Origin of the sequence: Psychromonas arctica DSM 14288 (assembly GCF_000482725.1) — a bacterium.
GTDB classification, from domain to species: Bacteria; Pseudomonadota; Gammaproteobacteria; order Enterobacterales; family Psychromonadaceae; genus Psychromonas; species Psychromonas arctica.
Map to the genome: position 1 here is coordinate 188,651 of NZ_AXWP01000001.1, position 18,444 is coordinate 207,094.

The following is an 18,444-nucleotide window of genomic DNA, read 5'->3' on the forward strand; positions in this document are numbered from 1 at the left end:
TACCCATATATTCATAGTTGATTTGACTATAATTTTAAGCCACAAGGAAAATACAATGAAAGTGACAAAATTAGCATTATTGGTTGGTCTTACTGCAGCAATCCCTTCTCTATCTCACGCTGACACATTACAAGATGTAATGGAAAAAGATGTTTTAAACTGTGGTGTATCGACAGGTATCCCAGGCTTCTCAGCAGCAGATTCTAAAGGTGTATGGAAAGGTATCGATGTTGACATGTGTCGCTCTGTTGCTAGTGCAGTATTGGGTGATGCAAGTAAAGTTAAATATATCCCACTGACAGCAAAAGAGCGTTTTACAGCACTACAAAGTGGTGAAATTGATCTGTTAGCACGTTCATCTACTTGGACAGCGACTCGTGATACATCACTAGGTTTAAACTTTGCTGGTGTTAACTATTATGATGGTCAAGGTTTCTTAATCAGTAAAAAACTAGGTGTAACATCGGCTAAAGAGCTAGATGGTGCAACGTTCTGTATTCAAGCAGGTACTACTTCTGAACTTAATCTAACTGATTACTTTAAGTCTAATGGCATGGAATACAAAGCCGTAACTTATGATACATCAGGTCAAACTATTGATGGTTTCAAAAAAGGTCGTTGTGATGCAGTAACATCAGATGCATCTCAGTTATACGGTTTGAAATTAAAAATGGATGATCCAAACACAGTAATGGTATTGCCTGAAATCATTTCTAAAGAACCATTAGGTCCTGTAGTTCGTCAAGGTGATGATAATTGGTTCAACGTAGTACGTTGGAGCTTATTTGCAGCACTTGAAGCTGAAGAACTAGGCGTTACTTCTAGTAATGCAGAAGCAATGATGAAATCAGAAAACCCAAGTATCAAACGTTTATTAGGTACTACAGGTAACGCTGGTGAAAACCTAGGTCTTAAATCTGACTGGGCTTACCAAATTGTTAAACAAGTAGGTAACTACAGCGAAATGTTTGATAAAAATGTAGGTAAAGATTCTCCGCTAAATATTGACCGTGGTTTAAACAAACTATGGAACCAAGGCGGTCTAATGTACGCAATGCCAATTCGTTAATTTTAAACAGTCTCTTAGGGGGAGTTTACCTCCCCCTTTTCCCTAGCTGATTAAAAGGCACATTATGAACAACAAACAACTCCCAATAGACGGTAAAGGTTTCTTAAACAACCCCCAACACCGTGCAGTTTTCTTCCAAATTATTGCCTTAATCGCCGTCATTTTATGTGCATTTTATTTTGCTAATAATATGTTCGATAATATTGAAAAGCGTGGCATAACAACTGGATTCTCTTTCTTAGATAACACCGCTGGTTTCGGGATCAGCCAAACTCTTACCAATTACGATGATGGTACATCGACTTACTTTGATGTATTTATTGTCGGTTTATTAAATACTTTATTAGTCTCTATTTTAGGCATTATTTTCGCTTCTATTCTGGGGTTATTAGTTGGTATTGGACGTTTATCAAACAATTTTTTGATTTCTAAACTATCACTTATCTATATAGAAACATTCCGTAATATTCCTATTCTATTACAAATTCTATTTTGGTATAACGTTGTACTAGCGGCATTACCTAGCCCACGTCAAAGTATGAATTACTTAGACAGTGTGTTCTTAAATAATCGTGGTTTATTAATACCAGAACCTATTTTTGAAAGTGGTAGTAGCGCGATTTTAATCTCGTTTATCATTGCTGTCGCAGCGGTTTTCTATCTGACTCGATGGTCAAGAAAACGCCACGATAAAACAGGTGAAGAATTCCCACTTATTAAAGTCTCTCTTGCTATTTTGATCCTAGCGCCAACATTAGTTTACTTTATTGTAGGCCAGCCTATTTCAGCTGTTTATCCTGAATTAAAAGGATTTAACTTTAGAGGTGGCCTAGCCATTATTCCTGAGTTATTAGCGCTTTTATTTGCACTAAGCATCTACACAGCAACTTATATCGCAGAAGCAGTTCGTGCCGGCATTGAAGCCGTGCCTAAAGGACAAAAAGAAGCGGCTAAAGCATTGGGTTTAAAAGATCATATTATTTTATCAAAGGTTGTTTTACCACAGGCATTACGCGTGATCATTCCACCTGTAATTAATCAATTTTTAAACTTAACTAAAAACTCATCCTTGGCAACCGCGATTGGTTATCCTGAACTGGTCACATTATTCTCTGGAACAACATTAAACCAAGTCGGTCAAGCAATTGAAATAATACTCATGACTATGGCTGTTTACCTCACTATCAGTATTGTTATCTCACTGTTATTGAACTGGGTTAACGCCAAAATGGCTATAAAAGGACGTTAAAATGGCAACTTATACAATGAAAGAAGCCAAGCCTGCCCCTTCGGGAAGTAAAGGCATTATTTTTTGGTTAAAAACAAATCTATTCTCGGACGTAAGAAATAGCTTATTAAGTTTGGTTGGTCTGTATCTTATTTACCTCACCATTCCTCCGCTGTTAAATTGGATGATATTTGATGCAACTTGGAGCGGAACACAGGATGAAGTGGTTAATTCAGGTGCACGATGGATATTTATCATCGAGAAATTCGATCAATTTATTTATGGTTTTTACCCTGAACATTTACATTGGCGCCCTAACCTAGTTGCAATGCTATGCGTTGCATTCTTAATCGCATTAAAAGTATTAAAAAATAACAAATCTAAAATAGTGCTGATGTTGCTATTCCCTTTTGTTTGTTTCATTTTAATTAGTGGTGGATGGTTTGGTCTAGAAACAGTTGAAACAGAAAAATGGGGCGGTTTAATGCTAACCATTTTAGTTGCAGCCGTTGGTATTATCGCTTCGTTCCCTATTGGTATTGTATTAGCCCTAGGTCGCCAATCTGATATGCCAATTCTAAGAACCTTATGTATTGGTTTTATTGAATTTGTACGTGGTGTTCCGCTGATCACTATTCTATTCATGGCCTCAGTGGTATTACCGTTATTTTTTCATGATGGTATTGAGTTTGATAAGTTACTGCGCGCTTTAATAGGGATCACGCTATTCCAAGCGGCTTATATTGCAGAAGTGGTACGCGGTGGTTTACAGGCGATACCAAAAGGTCAATACGAAGCAAGTGAAGCACTGGGTCTTAGCTACTGGCAGGGAATGATTTTAATCATTCTTCCGCAGGCTTTAAAAATATCTATTCCTAATCTAGTGGGTTCGTTTATCTCGTTATTTAAAGATACTACCCTTGTTTTAATCATCGGTTTGTTCGACATTCTTGCCATGGTAACACTGACTAACAGTGATACTAATTGGCTAGGCTACGAAGTAGAAGGCTATGTTTTTGTAACCCTTATTTACTGGGTATGCTGTTTTACTATGTCACAATATTCAAAATCGATTGAACGCAAATTTAACACCGAGCATTAAAAGGAAACGTCATGTCAGACCAAGAATTTATGATAACAATGAAGGACGTCAACAAGTGGTATGGTGATTTCCATGTACTAAAAGATGTAAATCTAAATATTAAAAAAGGCGAGAAAGTCGTTATCTGTGGCCCATCGGGCTCAGGTAAATCAACCACTATCCGTTGTTTGAATCACCTTGAGAAATTTCAACAAGGCCAAATTCATATTAATGGAACAGAGCTGATTGATGATGTGAAGATCGTACGTCACATTCGCGCACAAGTGGGCATGGTGTTCCAACACTTTAATTTATTTCCACACCTTTCAGTGTTAGAGAACTTATTGATTGCGCCAACTTGGGTACACAAAAAGCCTCGTAAAGAAGCCATCGAAACAGCGATGTATTACCTTGAGCGTGTGAAAATTGCGGATCAAGCACATAAGTACCCTAACCAGCTATCAGGTGGACAACAACAACGTGTAGCGATTGCACGTTGTCTATGTATTAATCCTGAAATCATGTTATTTGATGAACCAACGTCAGCACTGGATCCCGAAATGGTATCGGAAGTATTAGACGTAATGGTGGAATTAGCTGACGAAGGTATTACTATGATTTGTGTAACCCACGAAATGGGTTTTGCAAAGAAAGTAGCAGATCGCGTTATCTTTATGGATGCTGGACAAGTAATTGAAGAGAATGAACCGCATCAGTTCTTTGATAACCCACAATCTGACCGACTCAAGCTATTCTTAGATCAAATACTTTCACACTAATCTACTTAGGGCTGTTGATATTTCTGGTTTAAACGAAACAATCAACCGTCCTCATAACCTTAGCATTTAACAGAACCAAAAAAGGGCTAATTAATTAGCCCTTTTTTATGTCTTTTTATTTTTTTATATTCTAGCTTCAACTAAAAATAATGGAAGTATCTCAATAAATTAGCGTTTTGCAGCAATGTCACGTAAAGCTTGTTTCTCTTGTGCTGATAAAAATGACATTTCTAAACCATTAATCTGCGCTTGTTTAATTTGTGCTAATGACAGCCCTGCTTGTATTGCAGCTACTTCGTATTCATAAGGTAGTTCGATACCTTCAACTGCAGGATCATCAGTGTTTAATGACGCCATTACACCGTGATTTAAAAAAGTTTTAATAGGATGATTAGTAATATCGGCAATAGTACTGGTTTGTAAGTTAGAAGTAATACAAGACTCGATACCAATCTTATTCGCTGCAAGATAATCCATTAACTTCATATCTTCGATAGCTTTAACGCCATGCCCAATACGTTCCGCACCTAACTCTTTAATCGCCTGCCACATGCTTTCTGCACCAGCAGCTTCTCCAGCATGCACAGTGACGCGTAAACCTGCATCCCTCACCTGCTTAAAGTGATTAACAAACAGGTCACCTGGTTTACCTAATTCATCACCAGCAAGGTCTACTGCAACCAACTTATCTTTCTGGCTAAGTAAGCCGTCTAGTTCTATTTGACATGCTTCAGTACCATATGAACGGCTCATAATACCAATTAAATTGGTTTTTACATTGAAGTCTCGACTACCTGCAGCAACACCAGCAACGACAGCTTCAACCACACCTTGTACCGGTAAATTGTGTTTTAACGCCATGTAATAAGGTGAAAAACGCAATTCAGTGTAATCAATCTGCGCATTTTTAGCATCTTCGACATTTTCATAGGCTACTTGATAACAAGCTTCTAAATCGCCCAGCACTGCCACGCCCCAATCTAGTTTTGATAAGAAAGCAACTAAGTTAGGCTCAGCTTCAATGACTTGCACAAAGGGACGCAATGTATCAATTGTTGTTGCAGGTAAAGCAAGATTAAATTTTTGGCCTAATTCTAAAATGGTTTCAATACGAATGTTGCCATCTAAATGGCGATGTATATCAGTAAGCGGTAAGTTTTTAGTGATCATATTCAATCCTCTGTATTTGAAACCAAGATAAAAAATTAAACCACCTTAAAATGCAATTTCCGAGGTTACAAATTAAAGTGGTTTAGTAAATGTAGTATAAAGAATGTGGTTATTTTTTGTCATCATAAAATCCGACTAAATGTCACTTTTTAAACTAAACTTAAACCCTATTAACATAATGTGTTGGCAGGATGTAATTAGCACAGGCAGAACATATTTCGAATAATAACGCACTATTGTAATTTTTATGCCCGTTGTCGTTAAAAGCGAGTATAAATTTCTATTTACCCCTTAGCTCTTCATTTTTATGCACTTATTATTTGAACCTAAGCTTAACAACAAATAACCGCACTTTTGATTATTTTGGCTAATAACAATTTCAGCCTTAAATTTATGTCCTCTGCTTGATATTCGTTCAATTAGTTAATGAAACAGGCATCAAGAAGTGAATAATTAAATGATTTGAGTGTGAATAGCTAAATGATTTGAAAATAGGTTTAAGTCTATTTACAAATAATTCAGAGGTTAATATCGGGGTTTTGTGAAATGAATTGCAGGATAAAAGACTATCCTGCAATTATTTAGATTGGCTACATGTTATTTAGATGCAGTCAAAAAAGCGATGCTTAGAACTTGTAAGTAGCAGCAAAGTAATGACCGAATCCAGTTGATTTAAAGCCGCTAGAATCTTCGATTCCATAAACGTCTTTAAACGCTTTAAGGCCATATCCCAATGCAAAGTTATCTGAGTGCCAGTAAATACCATTAAACATTACACCACCATTGCTTGACGTAGCACCATATTCACTCTTAATACCCATTTGGTAATCGATATAACCTTGATACGAAATGAATGAACCATTTTCAAAGAAGTGGAAAGGTTTAAACCAGTTAGTAGAAACTTGGTAACCATTCCAATCCTTATCATTTACGCTATAAAGTCCGTAAAAATTTAAACCAACTTTTCCTAACCAAGGTACCATGACATCAGACCCAAGTCCCACAAAAGCATTATTTGTAGTAGACCCTTCAATAGTCTTAACATCGCCATTTTGAGCCTTGTAAGTAGTATCAGAACCACCTCCACCCCAGTTAAATAAAGTAGCTATGTATAATTCTTTAACTGGGCCAAATGATAAATCTGTACCTGTTAAACCATCAAGTGAAATACGAGGTGCAAATTTAATAAAAATTCTATCTTTTCCATCTTTATCAGAAGAGTCACTACTAGTTAAGTTAAATACATCAGCATAACCATAGTAATCTAAGATTCCAGAACGGCCACCAAACTCAAGCTCAAGATAATCATGGTCTGATTCACCTGGAAGTTCATTAACGGCATACATTAAATTACCTTGCATCCAGTTATAATCATTTTTATGCGTATCGCCATCGGTATAATCAGCTGCAAACGTTGGCATTGCTGCTGCTAAGCTAAGAGCAAGTATTGTTTTTTTCATTGTAAAGTTCCTTTTATTAAGTAAAGCAAACCCTAGACATGATAATTCATGTCCAAAATTAGGCCATTTTTGATGACTATCATCCATAACGTCACATTGGATGATGGTTAAAACTCCTGCCGCTTAGGGAGGACCATAAGCATTAAATGGCAGGAATTTTTAGATGTACTTTTTTATTCTGCAACCACAGAATCAAGTGCTATTAACAACATTTCATTAAAGCTTGTTTGACGATCATCTGAAGACAGTTTTTCGCCAGTACGGATATGATCCGATACGGTTAAAATACACAGTGCTTTTGCACCGTATTCTGCTGCCACGCCGTATAGACCAGCCGCTTCCATTTCTACGCCTAAAATATTGTATTTTTCTAACGTATCGAACACTTCAGGCTCAGGTGTATAGAAAGTATCAGCAGAGAAAATGTTACCCACTTGCGCTTTAATACCGTGCGCTTTTGCTGAGTTCACAGCTTTTTCTAGTAGGCTGTAATCTGCAATAGCAGCAAAATCATGATTAGCAAAACGGATACGGTTTGCTTTTGAATCTGTTGATGCACCCATACCAATGATCACATCACGGACTTTAATGTCTTTGCTTACTGCGCCACAACTACCTACACGGATAATGCTTTTAACGCCATAATCCTTGATCAATTCAGTAGCATAAATTGAACATGATGGGATACCCATACCGCTGCCCATAACTGAAATACGTTTGCCTTTGTAAGTACCAGTAAAACCAAGCATATTACGAACATCCGTCACTTGCACAACGTCTTCTAAAAAGGTCTCTGCAATGTATTTAGCTCGTAAAGGGTCGCCTGGCATTAATACTGTTTCTGCAAATGCGCCGTCGACTGCGTTAATATGTGGTGTTGCCATGTTAATTCTCCAATAATTATTTAAAAATACTTTTACCGTATTCAAGATCTGGTAATTGATGATATTCCGCGATTGTTTGTCCGATATCAGCAAAGGTGTCACGCAAACCAACAGGGCCTGCAGGTACATTTTTACCGTAGAAAATGACCGGAATATGTTCACGAGTGTGGTCAGAACCAGGCCAAGTTGGGTCACAACCATGGTCTGCTGATAACACTAATAGGTCGTCGTCATCCATCAACTCAAGCATTTCTGGTAAACGAGTATCAAAATACTCAAGCGCTGCGGCATAACCTGCCACATCGCGACGATGACCAAAATCCGCATCAAAATTTACAAAATTTGTAAATATAATGGTTTCTTTATCTGCGTCTTTTAGCGATTGTAAAGTGGTATCAAATAATGCTTCTAGACCCGTTGCTTTAATCGCTTGGGTAATACCTTGGGTTGCAAAGATATCCGAAATCTTACCAATACTGACCACTTCTCCACCGGCATTTTTCATGCGATCTAACAAGGTTTCAGAAGGTGGTAATACCGAGTAATCATGACGATTACCAGTACGCGCAAAATTGCCCGGTGCGGTGCCTAAAAATGGACGCGCAATCACTCGGCCAATGTTGTAAGGCTCTAATAGCTCACGTGCAATTTCACATAGCTCATACAAACGCTCAACACCGTAGGTTTCTTCATGGCAGGCAATCTGAAAAACACTATCACTTGATGTATAGAAAATCGGCTTACCGGTTTTCATGTGCTCTTCGCCTAACTCATCTAAAATCACCGTACCTGATGAATGGCAATTTCCTAGGTAACCAGAAATGCCTGAACGTTCAACAATTGCATCTAATAGTTCTTTCGGGAAACTATTTTTCTTGTCTTTAAAGTATCCCCATTCGTACAAAACAGGTGCGCCAGTAATTTCCCAGTGGCCACTTGGTGTATCTTTACCCGTAGAGATTTCCTGTGCGTAACCATACGCAGAGACAGGAACAACAGTTTCGTCGAGTTCGAGCGGGAATTCACCTGAACTATCTCGGCAAGCATGTGCTAGGCCTAATTTGGTTAGGTTAGGTACCACTAAAGGCCCCTTGCGATTTATATCTGCTTGACCTGTTGCACAAAGTTTGGCAATACTGCCAAATGTATTTGCACCCACATCATTAAAAGTAGTGCCATCGGCTAAACTGCCTTCAAATTGGTCTGCATCGTGGCTTGCGCCTATACCTAAAGAATCAAGTAATAGAATAATGGTGCGTTTCATTAGTAACCTCCAGTTTCAGCGGGTTTAGTCGCTAAATTTAATTCCGCTAATAAGCTTCCTAAAAGGCTTGAAGCCCCAAAACGGAAATGCTCTGTGTTCACCCAATCGTCACCCATAATATCTCGGGCTAATTGCATGTAATCATTTGCAGTTTGTGCATCTTTCACACCACCTGCGGCTTTAAAGCCAATATCCTTGCCTGACTTTTTAATGGCTTCGATCATTACTTTTGTTGCTTCTAATGTTGCGTTGACTGGTACTTTACCCGTTGATGTTTTAATAAAGTCAGCGCCTGCATTAATACAAATTGAACTTGCTTGCTCAATTAACTCGGCAGTTTTTAACTCACCGCTTTCAATAATCACTTTTAAAGTGACTTGCTCGCCGCAAACTTCTCGGCAGGCTTTAACCATTTTTTCTCCAACCGTAGCGTTGCCCGCTATTAATGCTCGGTATGGAAATACTAAATCCACTTCATCAGCGCCATAGGCGACAGCGGCTCTAGTTTCAGCGACAGCAATGTCGATATCGTCATTACCGTGTGGGAAATTTGTGACTGTTGCGATTTTAATATCGCCAGTGTTTTGTGCTTGTAATGTTTTACGTGCAATCGGAATAAAGCGTGGGTAAATACAAACAGCAGCAGTGTTACCTGCAGCACTCTGTGCTTGTTTGCATAGCGCAATCACTTTTTGATCCGTGTCGTCATCATTCAGTGTGGTTAAATCCATCAAATGAATTGCTTGTCGCGATGCTTGTTGTAAATCACTCATTTAAAAATCCTTTGATTTCATTTTTTGGGTCATTAAGTTGTATCGTATTTATTGATACTACCTAAAGGTTAAATAACTGAGGGCTCATTAAGAGCACCTCAGTGCTTATTTAAATATGTAGGTTATGCAACGCTTAGTGCGAAGAAAATACCTACTAGAGTTGCACTCATTAAGTTAGATAATGTACCTGCCATTACCGCTTTTAAGCCTAAGCGTGCGATATCAGGGCGACGTGAAGGAGCTAATACACCCAGACCACCTAATAAAATAGCCATTGACGATAAGTTAGCAAAACCACATAACGCAACAGTAATAATTACTTGTGTATGTTCGCTTAATGCTTCTTTAACATTTATAAAGTCGATGTAAGCAACAAACTCATTCACTACTAATTTCTGACCTAATAAGCTACCTGCAACAACAGCTTCAGACCATGGCACACCAATTAAGAAAGCTATTGGAGCAAATAAGTAACCTAGAATTTGTTCAAGTGTTAACGCCTCAAAACCAACAACATCACCAAACGCACCTAACATAGTATTAATTAATGCAATTAATGCGATGAACGCGATTAACATTGCACCAACATTTAGCGCAAGTTTAAGACCAGATGATGCACCTGAAGCCGCAGCATCAATAACGTTAACAGGTTTGTCTTCATCTTCAACTAATGCGAGTTCTTCGGCAGTAAGCTCTTTGGCTAGTTCTGTTTCAGGCTCTAAAATTTTAGCCATTAACAGACCACCAGGAGCGGCCATGAATGATGCAGCGATTAAGTACTCAAGGCTAACACCTAAAGATGCATAACCTACCAATACAGAACCAGCAACCGACGCTAAACCACCACACATTACAGCAAACAATTCAGAACGAGTCATATGTTTAATGTAAGGTTTAACCACTAATGGTGCTTCAGTTTGCCCAACAAAAACGTTCGCAGCAGCTGACATTGACTCAGTACGACTTGTGCCTAGTAATTTTTGTAGCGCGCCACCAAAGATTTTGATAATGAATTGCATTACACCTAGGTAATACAAAACCGCCATGAATGAAGCAAAGAAGATAATGATAGGAAGTACTCTAAAGGCAAAGACAAAACCGCCACCGCCAAATACTTCAAACATCTTACCTGATACAAGACCACCAAATAGGAAGCTTACCCCTGCATTAGCACTATCGATAACACCTTGAACTGCGCCAGAGATCCCCTGCAGGAATGATGCACCCCACGGAGTAAAAATAACGAAAGCTGGAATGATTGCTTGTATTGCAAAAGCCCCACCCACAGTTCGAATATTAATTGATTTTTTATTCTTAGAAAAAAGAAAAGCAATTAAAAGAAGGGATATAACTCCCACTAGACCCATAATTATGTGCATATATTTACTCCATTCATTTATGTCAATTAGACTGAAGAATAACTCTACAGTCATCTCCCTCTGATATCCTGGCCAACCCAGGCATGTATAATCCGAAAAATTCGAATTTGTGCGGTTTGTTACCTATTGATAACAAACCTAATTTGTTACACCTCGATTATAGTTTATCCATAATCATGGTTTCTAATTTATTCTGGTCAATCGCAAAGTTGCGAATACCTTCGGCTAATTTCTCAACCGCCATAGGATCTTGATGATGAGCCCATAAAAACTCAGATTCTGTTAATGCACTTGGTGCTGCTTTAACTTCCGTAGTTGCGATTAATTTTGTTTCAACTTCACCATCAGCATCACGTAATTCCTGTAATAATTGCGGGCTAATCGTTAAACGGTCACAACCTGCTAGCTCTAGTATTTCACCGACATTTCTAAAACTTGCACCCATTACCACTGTGTTATAACCATGTTCTTTGTAATAGTTATAAATAGACGTTACAGAGATCACACCAGGGTCTTCACTAGGTTCAAAATCAACACCTTGCTTTGCTTTGTACCAATCCATAATACGGCCAACAAAAGGTGAAATTAAAAACACCTCGGCTTCAGCGCAAGCCTGTGCTTGAGCGAATGAAAAAAGCAGCGTGAGGTTACAGTTTATCCCTTCTTTTTCAAGTATTTTAGCTGCTTGAATACCATTCCAAGTTGCCGCTAGCTTGATTAAAATACGATCATTGCTTATTCCTGCATCATTATACATTTTCACCAACTGACGAGCCTTTGCTAAACTTGCTTCAGTATCGTAAGAAAGACGCGCATCTACTTCTGTAGAAATTCGACCAGGAATTGTTTTTAAAATCTCTTTACCGATATTGACCGCTAACATGTCACAGGCAACTTCTACTTGTTGTTGTTTGTTATCACCCTGCTTTTTAGCATATTCAATCGCATCTGCGATTAATGGTGCATAGGCTTCAATAGTCGCAGCTTTTAATATCAGAGATGGGTTCGTTGTAGCATCTTCAGGTTGGTACTGTTTGATTGCTTCAATATCACCTGTATCTGCAACAACTGTTGTCACTTGGCGTAATTGCTCTAATTTATTTTGCATGTTTATTCCTTTCACTTGATTCTTTATTTGCAACTGAAACCTAGTTGAAAGCGTCTCACTTTTTATTTATATTAAGTATTTATTTACGACAATAATGGGATGATAAATTATTGATAAACTATGCCACCAAGATAAACACCAAAAATTCCGATAATGCCTGAAAGTACTGGTGGAGCTGGTAGCGGCAGTTTCAAAAAGGCAAATATTAACCCTACAACAACCCCCGCAAATAAAGCTAATAGTATTTCTTGCATCTCTGTTCCTCGTCATTCTTCAATGAGTAAATAGTAGGCATTCAAAGCACTTTAAAATGAGATCTTGATCTATAGATTTGATATTGACTGAAAAGCATTAACTAGCGTTAACAAAATATGTGGTTTATGCTAATGGTAGATTTAAGGGACCAATATTATGTTTAATATAAGAGAAGATTTTAATTGTTGTAAAACAGTTAGTTGCAGAAATTTCGGCATAAATAAAAGCGATGACTATATTTATAAAAGTAAACGCTTAGGGTACCTTGCAGTGGAATGTAAGGCCTGTGGTAGCCACCCACCCTGGGTAAATAACCAAATAATTGAAAATATTTTAAAAGAAAAGCTTGCATTCCATTTTGCGAGAAAAATTAGCCACTGTACGCATTGTTATCAATATTTCTTTTTTAACGAAAAAAATGAAGCTCAGTTGCACGGTTTCACTGCAGCGGGTACACAACGTTTGAAGTGTAAAAATTGCCAACGAGTGTATAGCGTAGGTAAACATAAAAATATTGATGCAATCAAACAGGTACTACAAACAATAATAGATAAAGTCGATACAAGTGCTGCGATCAAACAAACCGGTTTATCGGCACGTCTTTATTACTTTTACCTCGAAAAACTATCATTATTGTTGACCAACTATAGCCGTTTAAAAGAGCAAGGAGTAGTACAGCGCGACTACATAGCACTGCAGACTGAAGGCAAGGTTGTACATTTAGACCACAAGCGAGGTTTTTATGCATTGTTCACTGCGGAGGCAGATAGTGGCTATATTTTGTTACAAACCAGTAATATCACACAACAAAAGCTAACCAAACAAGATACTTACCACAGCACTGAAAATACTGTCATTAAAGATGGGTATTCTAGTAATGTTGAAAATGAAATTAATCAACGTTACCAGCAAACGATGCAGCGTAAACATTTCGAAAAATTATTGGTTGGAGAATTAAAGCCGATCAACCGCTGTAGTTTAATCAACCCAGCAAGGCTCTCATACGTGCATTTTTCGATGCTACGCGCCTTTATATACAAAACAGAGCATTACAGACATTATATCGAGTTAGAAAGTAGTATTCGTGCCGCGGCATTAATGTCAGCCTATCCAGAGATTAAAACTGAAAAAGCGGAAATCTATTATTATTTACCTTTTGCTAACAGCAAAGAAACATTAATTAATAAAAAAGCGGGATGGTGGGGAGATCGTTGGTCAAGTTTTGAATCAGGTGCATATAGCGCGATCACTAAAAATTTGCAAAGTAGCCCCCCTTTTGACTTAAAGGATACGGAATATTTGAATCGTTATTTTGCTTATTTAAAAGGAAGTTTGAATAAAGGGTTAAATAGTATTAATACCCTGGCAAACTTTTCAGAGATTCATCGCGTATTATTTAATTTTTGTGAAACTAATAAAGGAAAAAGTCCTGCGATGCAGTTTGCTTTAGCGGATAAACCCTATACGGCACAGGAACTACTAGAAGAAGCGATTGTGCTTAACGAAAATTTACCGCAAAAAGACTAAAAGGTGAAGAGATAACAAAAGAAATAAAGGCCAAGACATTGGCCTTTATTTCCTAAAGTGAACGTAACAATTATTGTTTATTACTGTACAGATTAAAGAGTTTAATAGCGTGCTATTAAAACTTAATACCGTGCAGGTTAAAGTCTAATAATGATTAAAGCTCTTCACCTAAGAAAGCAAAAGGTAATAATGCTGCAATCGTATTTTGTGTGTATTCACCTTCTGATTCATAGCTATAGACTAAACAATCGTTCATTGACTGCTCAGCAATCACCTGTCGACATGCGCCACATGGATGCGCCGTAACCAACAGTTTTTCCGCATTACGAGCAGCAATATGCACTTCTTGAATGTCGCCTTTATTAATACCTTCAGCAACGGCTGTAAAAATGGCATTACGTTCAGCACAGATAGTCGTTGGATAAGCAGCAGATTCAACATTAACCCCCTTGAATTCGCGTCCATCTTTGCACACCACAATAGAAGCAACATTGAATCCTGAGTATGGCGCAGAGCTATTATCTAATAGCGTTTTTAATTCATTAAAATAGTTTTTTTTCATATGAAATTTCTCTCTTTTTCTACATTGGTGATGTATTTAATACAATTTTACAGCAGACAATAAATTAACTCGATATTAGCAGTCATTAATCGTACAACAGCACCCATGGCATAAACATAACGCTAAGGACTATCGACCTTTCAAATTCTAGAGTCAGATAATAAGTGCAATCAATGACGTATAAAACTTGCTTAGGTGATTGGGTCTGATTTCATTCAGCTTAAGCACATCAAGCAAATGAACCACTTAAAGCAAAGCTACTGGTGGTAAAAAATTACACAGCCTACATGAACAGGCAGAAGATATAAGCGACTCTTTGTTGTACTTAAAGAGTCACTTTAAACGATAGACTGAGTACAAAGGTCACAGCCTACAGCATCGTTATTTTAATAATTTTTTCGCAGCAGCAACGACAATAGTAATCGCATGTGATTCCGTTTTTTTCATGGTTGCTTCGTCTGGGATCTCTTGTTGTGTACGGTTAACTATCACGCCTGCAACACAAGCAGCAGCCCAACCTTGAGAAGCACACATAGTAAATAAGGTAGATGACTCCATCTCGTAATTTAATACACCAAGGTCCTGCCACTCTTGCATTGAACCTTTAAACTGGCGAGTAACACGACCAGACACTGTATCGTAACGCTCTTGACCTGGGTAAAAAGTATCACTTGAAGCAGTGATACCCACATGTGGTTCAATATCAAGATCACGACATGCAGCGACCATTGCCGTTGTAGCATGAAAATCTGCAACCGCAGGGAATTCCATAGGAGCAAAATGTAAACTTGCACCATCCAGACGTACAGAAGCTTGAGTCACAATCACATCGCCTACATTTACATGTGGTTGAATCGCTCCAGTGGTACCGATACGTAAGAAAGTACGAACACCTAACTGTGCCAGCTCTTCCACAGCAATTGAAGTCGAAGGACCACCAATACCAGTTGAACAAACCACAACAGCTTTACCGTCGATGTATGCTAAGTAACTAGTGTATTCACGGTGGCTTGCTAAAAATGTTGCATTTTCCATTAATTCCGCAATACGAGCAACGCGCTCAGGGTCACCAGGGACAATCGCTAAGCTTGCACCATCTAACATCGCTTTTGTTAAACCTAAATGAAATACTTCAGACATAATTTTTTTCCTTTTTTAAAAGGCAGTCACACTGCCTTTATTTGTTATAAGATTTTTATTATAAAAACTTAATATAAGAACTTGCTAGTCGTGTTTGATATAAAATTTCAATGTAACCACTTAATTTATAAGCTAAACACTGTATTTATAAGTTAATTGCTGTATTGACGACATTATCTACAGTGAAACCAAACATTTCAAATAATTGATCAGCAGGCGCTGACTCACCAAATGTGGTCATACCAATCACCGCACCGTTTAAGCCAACGTATTTGTACCAGTAATCAGCAATACCCGCTTCAATTGCTACACGTTTAGTTAAAGCTGCTGGTAATACAGACTCTTTGTATTCTGCAGATTGTAATTCAAACTGCTCAGTACAAGGAATTGATACAACACGTACCGCTTTACCTTGAGCTGTTAATTCTGCAGCACCTTGCATTGCTAACTCAACCTCAGAGCCTGTCGCAATTAAGATGATTTCAGCAGGTGTTTCAGAGTCAAGCAACACGTAACCACCTTTTGCCACATCAGCTAATTGCTGTGCATCACGTGCCTGTGGTTTCAGGTTTTGACGGCTAAAGATAAGTGATGACGGTGCATCAACAGATTCAATCGCAAATTTCCAAGCAACAGCAGATTCAACGCTGTCACATGGACGCCATGTGTTCATGTTTGGTGTTAAACGTAAACTTGCAATTTGCTCGACAGGTTGGTGTGTTGGACCATCTTCACCTAGACCAATTGAGTCATGCGTAAACACTTGAATAGAACGTTGCTTCATTATTGCAGACATACGTAGTGCGTTACGTGCGTATTCCATAAACATTAAGAATGTTGCGCCGTAAGGAACAAAACCTTTATGTAATGCAATACCATTGATAATGGCAGCCATTGCAAACTCACGTACGCCGTAATGTAAGTAGTTACCCGTAGCGTCATCAGCAGTAATGGCTTTAGTACCAGACCACATGGTTAAGTTAGATGGCGCTAAATCAGCAGAACCACCTAATAGCTCTGGTAACATTGCACCAAATGCTTCGATACAGTTTTGTGAGGCTTTACGTGTTGCAATATTGCCTTGGTTAGCTTGTAAATCAACAATGTAAGCAGAAGACTTAGCTTCCCATTCAGCAGGTAACTCGTTATTAACACGACGTTTGTATTCAGCAGCTAGTTCAGGGTAAGCCGCTGCGTAAGCTGCGAATTTCTCATCCCAAGATTGCTCTGCAGCTTGACCTTGCTCTTTATTATCCCAACCAGCATAAATATCGGCAGGGATTTCAAATGGACCGTGGTTCCAACCTAATGCTTTACGTGTTGCAGCAATTTCATCGTGCCCTAATGGTGCGCCGTGACAATCGTGTGTACCTTGCTTAGCAGGCGAGCCAAAACCAATAATTGTTTTACAACAAATCATGGTTGGTTTAGTGGTTTCTGCTTTTGCAGAGATAATAGCGGCTTTGATTTCTTCAGGGTTATGCCCATCAACAGAAATGACTTGCCATCCGTAAGCTTCAAAACGCTTAGGTGTATCGTCTGTGAACCAACCTTCTACATCACCATCAATTGAGATACCGTTGTCATCCCAGAAAGCAATCAGTTTACCAAGACCTAACGTACCCGCTAAAGAACAAGCTTCATGGGAAATACCTTCCATTAAACAACCGTCACCTAGGAAAGTGTAAGTATGGTGGTCAACGATGTCGTGACCTTCTTTGTTAAAAGAAGCCGCTAAAGAACGTTCAGCAATTGCCATACCGATAGCATTCGTAATACCTTGGCCTAATGGACCGGTTGTTGTTTCCACACCAGGTGCGTAACTATATTCTGGGTGACCCGGTGTTTTTGAATGTAATTGACGGAAGTTTTTAAGATCTTCAATTGATAAATCATAACCTGTTAAATGCAGTAGAGAGTAGATAAGCATTGAACCATGGCCGTTAGACAAAACAAAACGGTCACGATCAGCCCAGTTTGGATTAGTCGGATTATGCTTTAAAAAATCCGTCCATAAAACTTGCGCAATATCAGCCATTCCCATTGGTGCGCCTGGGTGACCTGAATTGGCTTTTTGGACAGCGTCCATACTAAGGGCGCGTATTGCGTTAGCTAACTCTTGACGAGAAAGCTGAGTGGCAGAACTCGATGGCATAAATAACTCCTGAAAATTAATGACTCATATTTAAAAACTAAAATCAGTGTATTTAGTAAACAGATAAGAAAGTGAGAACTAGATCGACAGAATGGCCAAAAAATATTGAACAATAGCTCCATACACAAAATATGTGGTTACATTAAGGGTTTTAATACGATTAAACCTGATTAAGTTAACTCAATATGCTTAAAAAACGTATTTATAAAATAACAGGTTTAGAAAGTAATTAGCTTTGGCAAATAGATAATACCATTCCGCCTAATTATATGATCTAATATATTCATTATTATTAACTGATTATATTCTTTTGGTGACCTATGAAAAAACATGACTTTTCAGAATTGGCTAAAACACATAAAAGTGTTCGTATGAGACTACGTTATTCTGCATTAGCACACTTTCAAGAAGGCAGCTCTCGTACCGATATCGCTAAGTTTCTTAAAGTGAGTCGTACTAGTGTTAATAAATGGATATCTCAATATCATCAAAATGGATTGGCTGGATTAGTTGATAAAAAGACAACCGGTCGTCCCTTTCGATTATCTGAAGCACAATCACTTCAACTAATTGAATATATTAATGAACATACAAAAAATGATAAGGGGGG

Annotated in this window: 17 protein-coding genes; 6 read left to right on the forward strand and 11 right to left on the reverse strand. The window is 38.2% G+C overall.

The window, feature by feature from the left end; translation table 11 throughout:
* The first annotated feature begins 55 nt into the window (after positions 1–55).
* The 4 genes from H592_RS0100815 (at position 56) to H592_RS0100830 (ending at position 4,157) form a co-directional block, all read left to right on the forward strand.
* Positions 56–1,069, forward strand: a complete 1,014-nt coding sequence (locus tag H592_RS0100815; RefSeq protein ID WP_028867058.1) for an amino acid ABC transporter substrate-binding protein — start codon at positions 56–58, stop codon at positions 1,067–1,069.
* Between the two features lie 64 nt (positions 1,070–1,133).
* Entirely contained in the window at positions 1,134–2,318 is a 1,185-nt protein-coding gene (locus tag H592_RS0100820) for an amino acid ABC transporter permease (RefSeq protein WP_028867059.1), read from the forward strand.
* Between the two features lies 1 nt (position 2,319).
* Positions 2,320–3,399, forward strand: coding sequence for an amino acid ABC transporter permease (locus H592_RS0100825; RefSeq protein WP_028867060.1), 1,080 nt, complete (start codon positions 2,320–2,322; stop codon positions 3,397–3,399).
* Positions 3,400–3,410: 11 nt separating this feature from the next.
* Positions 3,411–4,157 (forward strand): ATP-binding cassette domain-containing protein, encoded by a 747-nt coding sequence (locus H592_RS0100830; protein WP_028867061.1) that lies wholly within the window; start codon positions 3,411–3,413, stop codon positions 4,155–4,157.
* A gap of 168 nt (positions 4,158–4,325) precedes the next feature.
* Here H592_RS0100830 and add read toward each other — a convergent pair whose 3' ends face one another.
* From add to H592_RS21240, 8 genes are all read right to left on the reverse strand, one after another.
* A complete protein-coding gene (gene add / locus H592_RS0100835; RefSeq protein ID WP_028867062.1) occupies positions 4,326–5,327 on the reverse strand; it encodes an adenosine deaminase in 1,002 nt (333 codons plus the stop codon).
* A gap of 626 nt (positions 5,328–5,953) precedes the next feature.
* Positions 5,954–6,787 (reverse strand): nucleoside-specific channel-forming Tsx family protein, encoded by an 834-nt coding sequence (locus H592_RS0100840; protein ID WP_028867063.1) that lies wholly within the window; start codon positions 6,785–6,787, stop codon positions 5,954–5,956.
* A gap of 173 nt (positions 6,788–6,960) precedes the next feature.
* On the reverse strand, positions 6,961–7,671 hold the full coding sequence (deoD, locus tag H592_RS0100845; protein ID WP_028867064.1) for a purine-nucleoside phosphorylase: 711 nt from the start codon (positions 7,669–7,671) through the stop codon (positions 6,961–6,963).
* A gap of 16 nt (positions 7,672–7,687) precedes the next feature.
* Positions 7,688–8,935, reverse strand: coding sequence for a phosphopentomutase (locus tag H592_RS0100850; protein ID WP_028867065.1), 1,248 nt, complete (start codon positions 8,933–8,935; stop codon positions 7,688–7,690).
* Positions 8,935–9,708: a deoxyribose-phosphate aldolase gene (deoC, locus tag H592_RS0100855; protein ID WP_028867066.1), complete on the reverse strand. Its 774-nt coding sequence runs from the start codon at positions 9,706–9,708 to the stop codon at positions 8,935–8,937. The genes H592_RS0100850 and deoC overlap by 1 nt, the downstream gene beginning before the upstream one ends.
* Positions 9,709–9,830: 122 nt before the next feature.
* Positions 9,831–11,087 carry a NupC/NupG family nucleoside CNT transporter gene (locus H592_RS0100860; RefSeq protein WP_028867067.1) on the reverse strand — a complete coding sequence of 419 codons (1,257 nt, stop codon included), beginning with the start codon at positions 11,085–11,087 and terminating at the stop codon, positions 9,831–9,833.
* A 157-nt stretch (positions 11,088–11,244) separates the two neighbouring features.
* Positions 11,245–12,195: a transaldolase gene (gene tal, locus H592_RS0100865; protein WP_028867068.1), complete on the reverse strand. Its 951-nt coding sequence runs from the start codon at positions 12,193–12,195 to the stop codon at positions 11,245–11,247.
* Positions 12,196–12,302: 107 nt separating this feature from the next.
* A complete protein-coding gene (locus tag H592_RS21240) occupies positions 12,303–12,449 on the reverse strand; it encodes a XapX domain-containing protein (protein ID WP_037070668.1) in 147 nt (48 codons plus the stop codon).
* Positions 12,450–12,606: 157 nt separating this feature from the next.
* Here H592_RS21240 and H592_RS0100875 point away from each other — a divergent pair, with 157 nt between their 5' ends.
* The gene (locus tag H592_RS0100875; protein WP_037070669.1) at positions 12,607–13,977 is read left to right on the forward strand and encodes a hypothetical protein; all 1,371 of its coding nucleotides are present in this window, start codon (positions 12,607–12,609) and stop codon (positions 13,975–13,977) included.
* 154 nt (positions 13,978–14,131) lie between these two features.
* Here the strand turns inward: H592_RS0100875 and cdd are convergent, their stop codons facing one another.
* From cdd to tkt, 3 genes are all read right to left on the reverse strand, one after another.
* Positions 14,132–14,539 (reverse strand): cytidine deaminase, encoded by a 408-nt coding sequence (gene cdd, locus H592_RS0100880; protein WP_028867070.1) that lies wholly within the window; start codon positions 14,537–14,539, stop codon positions 14,132–14,134.
* A 381-nt stretch (positions 14,540–14,920) separates the two neighbouring features.
* On the reverse strand, positions 14,921–15,679 hold the full coding sequence (udp, locus tag H592_RS0100885) for a uridine phosphorylase (protein WP_028867071.1): 759 nt from the start codon (positions 15,677–15,679) through the stop codon (positions 14,921–14,923).
* A 145-nt stretch (positions 15,680–15,824) separates the two neighbouring features.
* On the reverse strand, positions 15,825–17,834 hold the full coding sequence (tkt, locus tag H592_RS0100890; protein ID WP_028867072.1) for a transketolase: 2,010 nt from the start codon (positions 17,832–17,834) through the stop codon (positions 15,825–15,827).
* Between the two features lie 320 nt (positions 17,835–18,154).
* Here tkt and H592_RS21245 point away from each other — a divergent pair.
* On the forward strand, positions 18,155–18,444 hold a 290-nt coding region (locus H592_RS21245), incomplete at its 3' end, for a helix-turn-helix domain-containing protein (protein ID WP_211235598.1).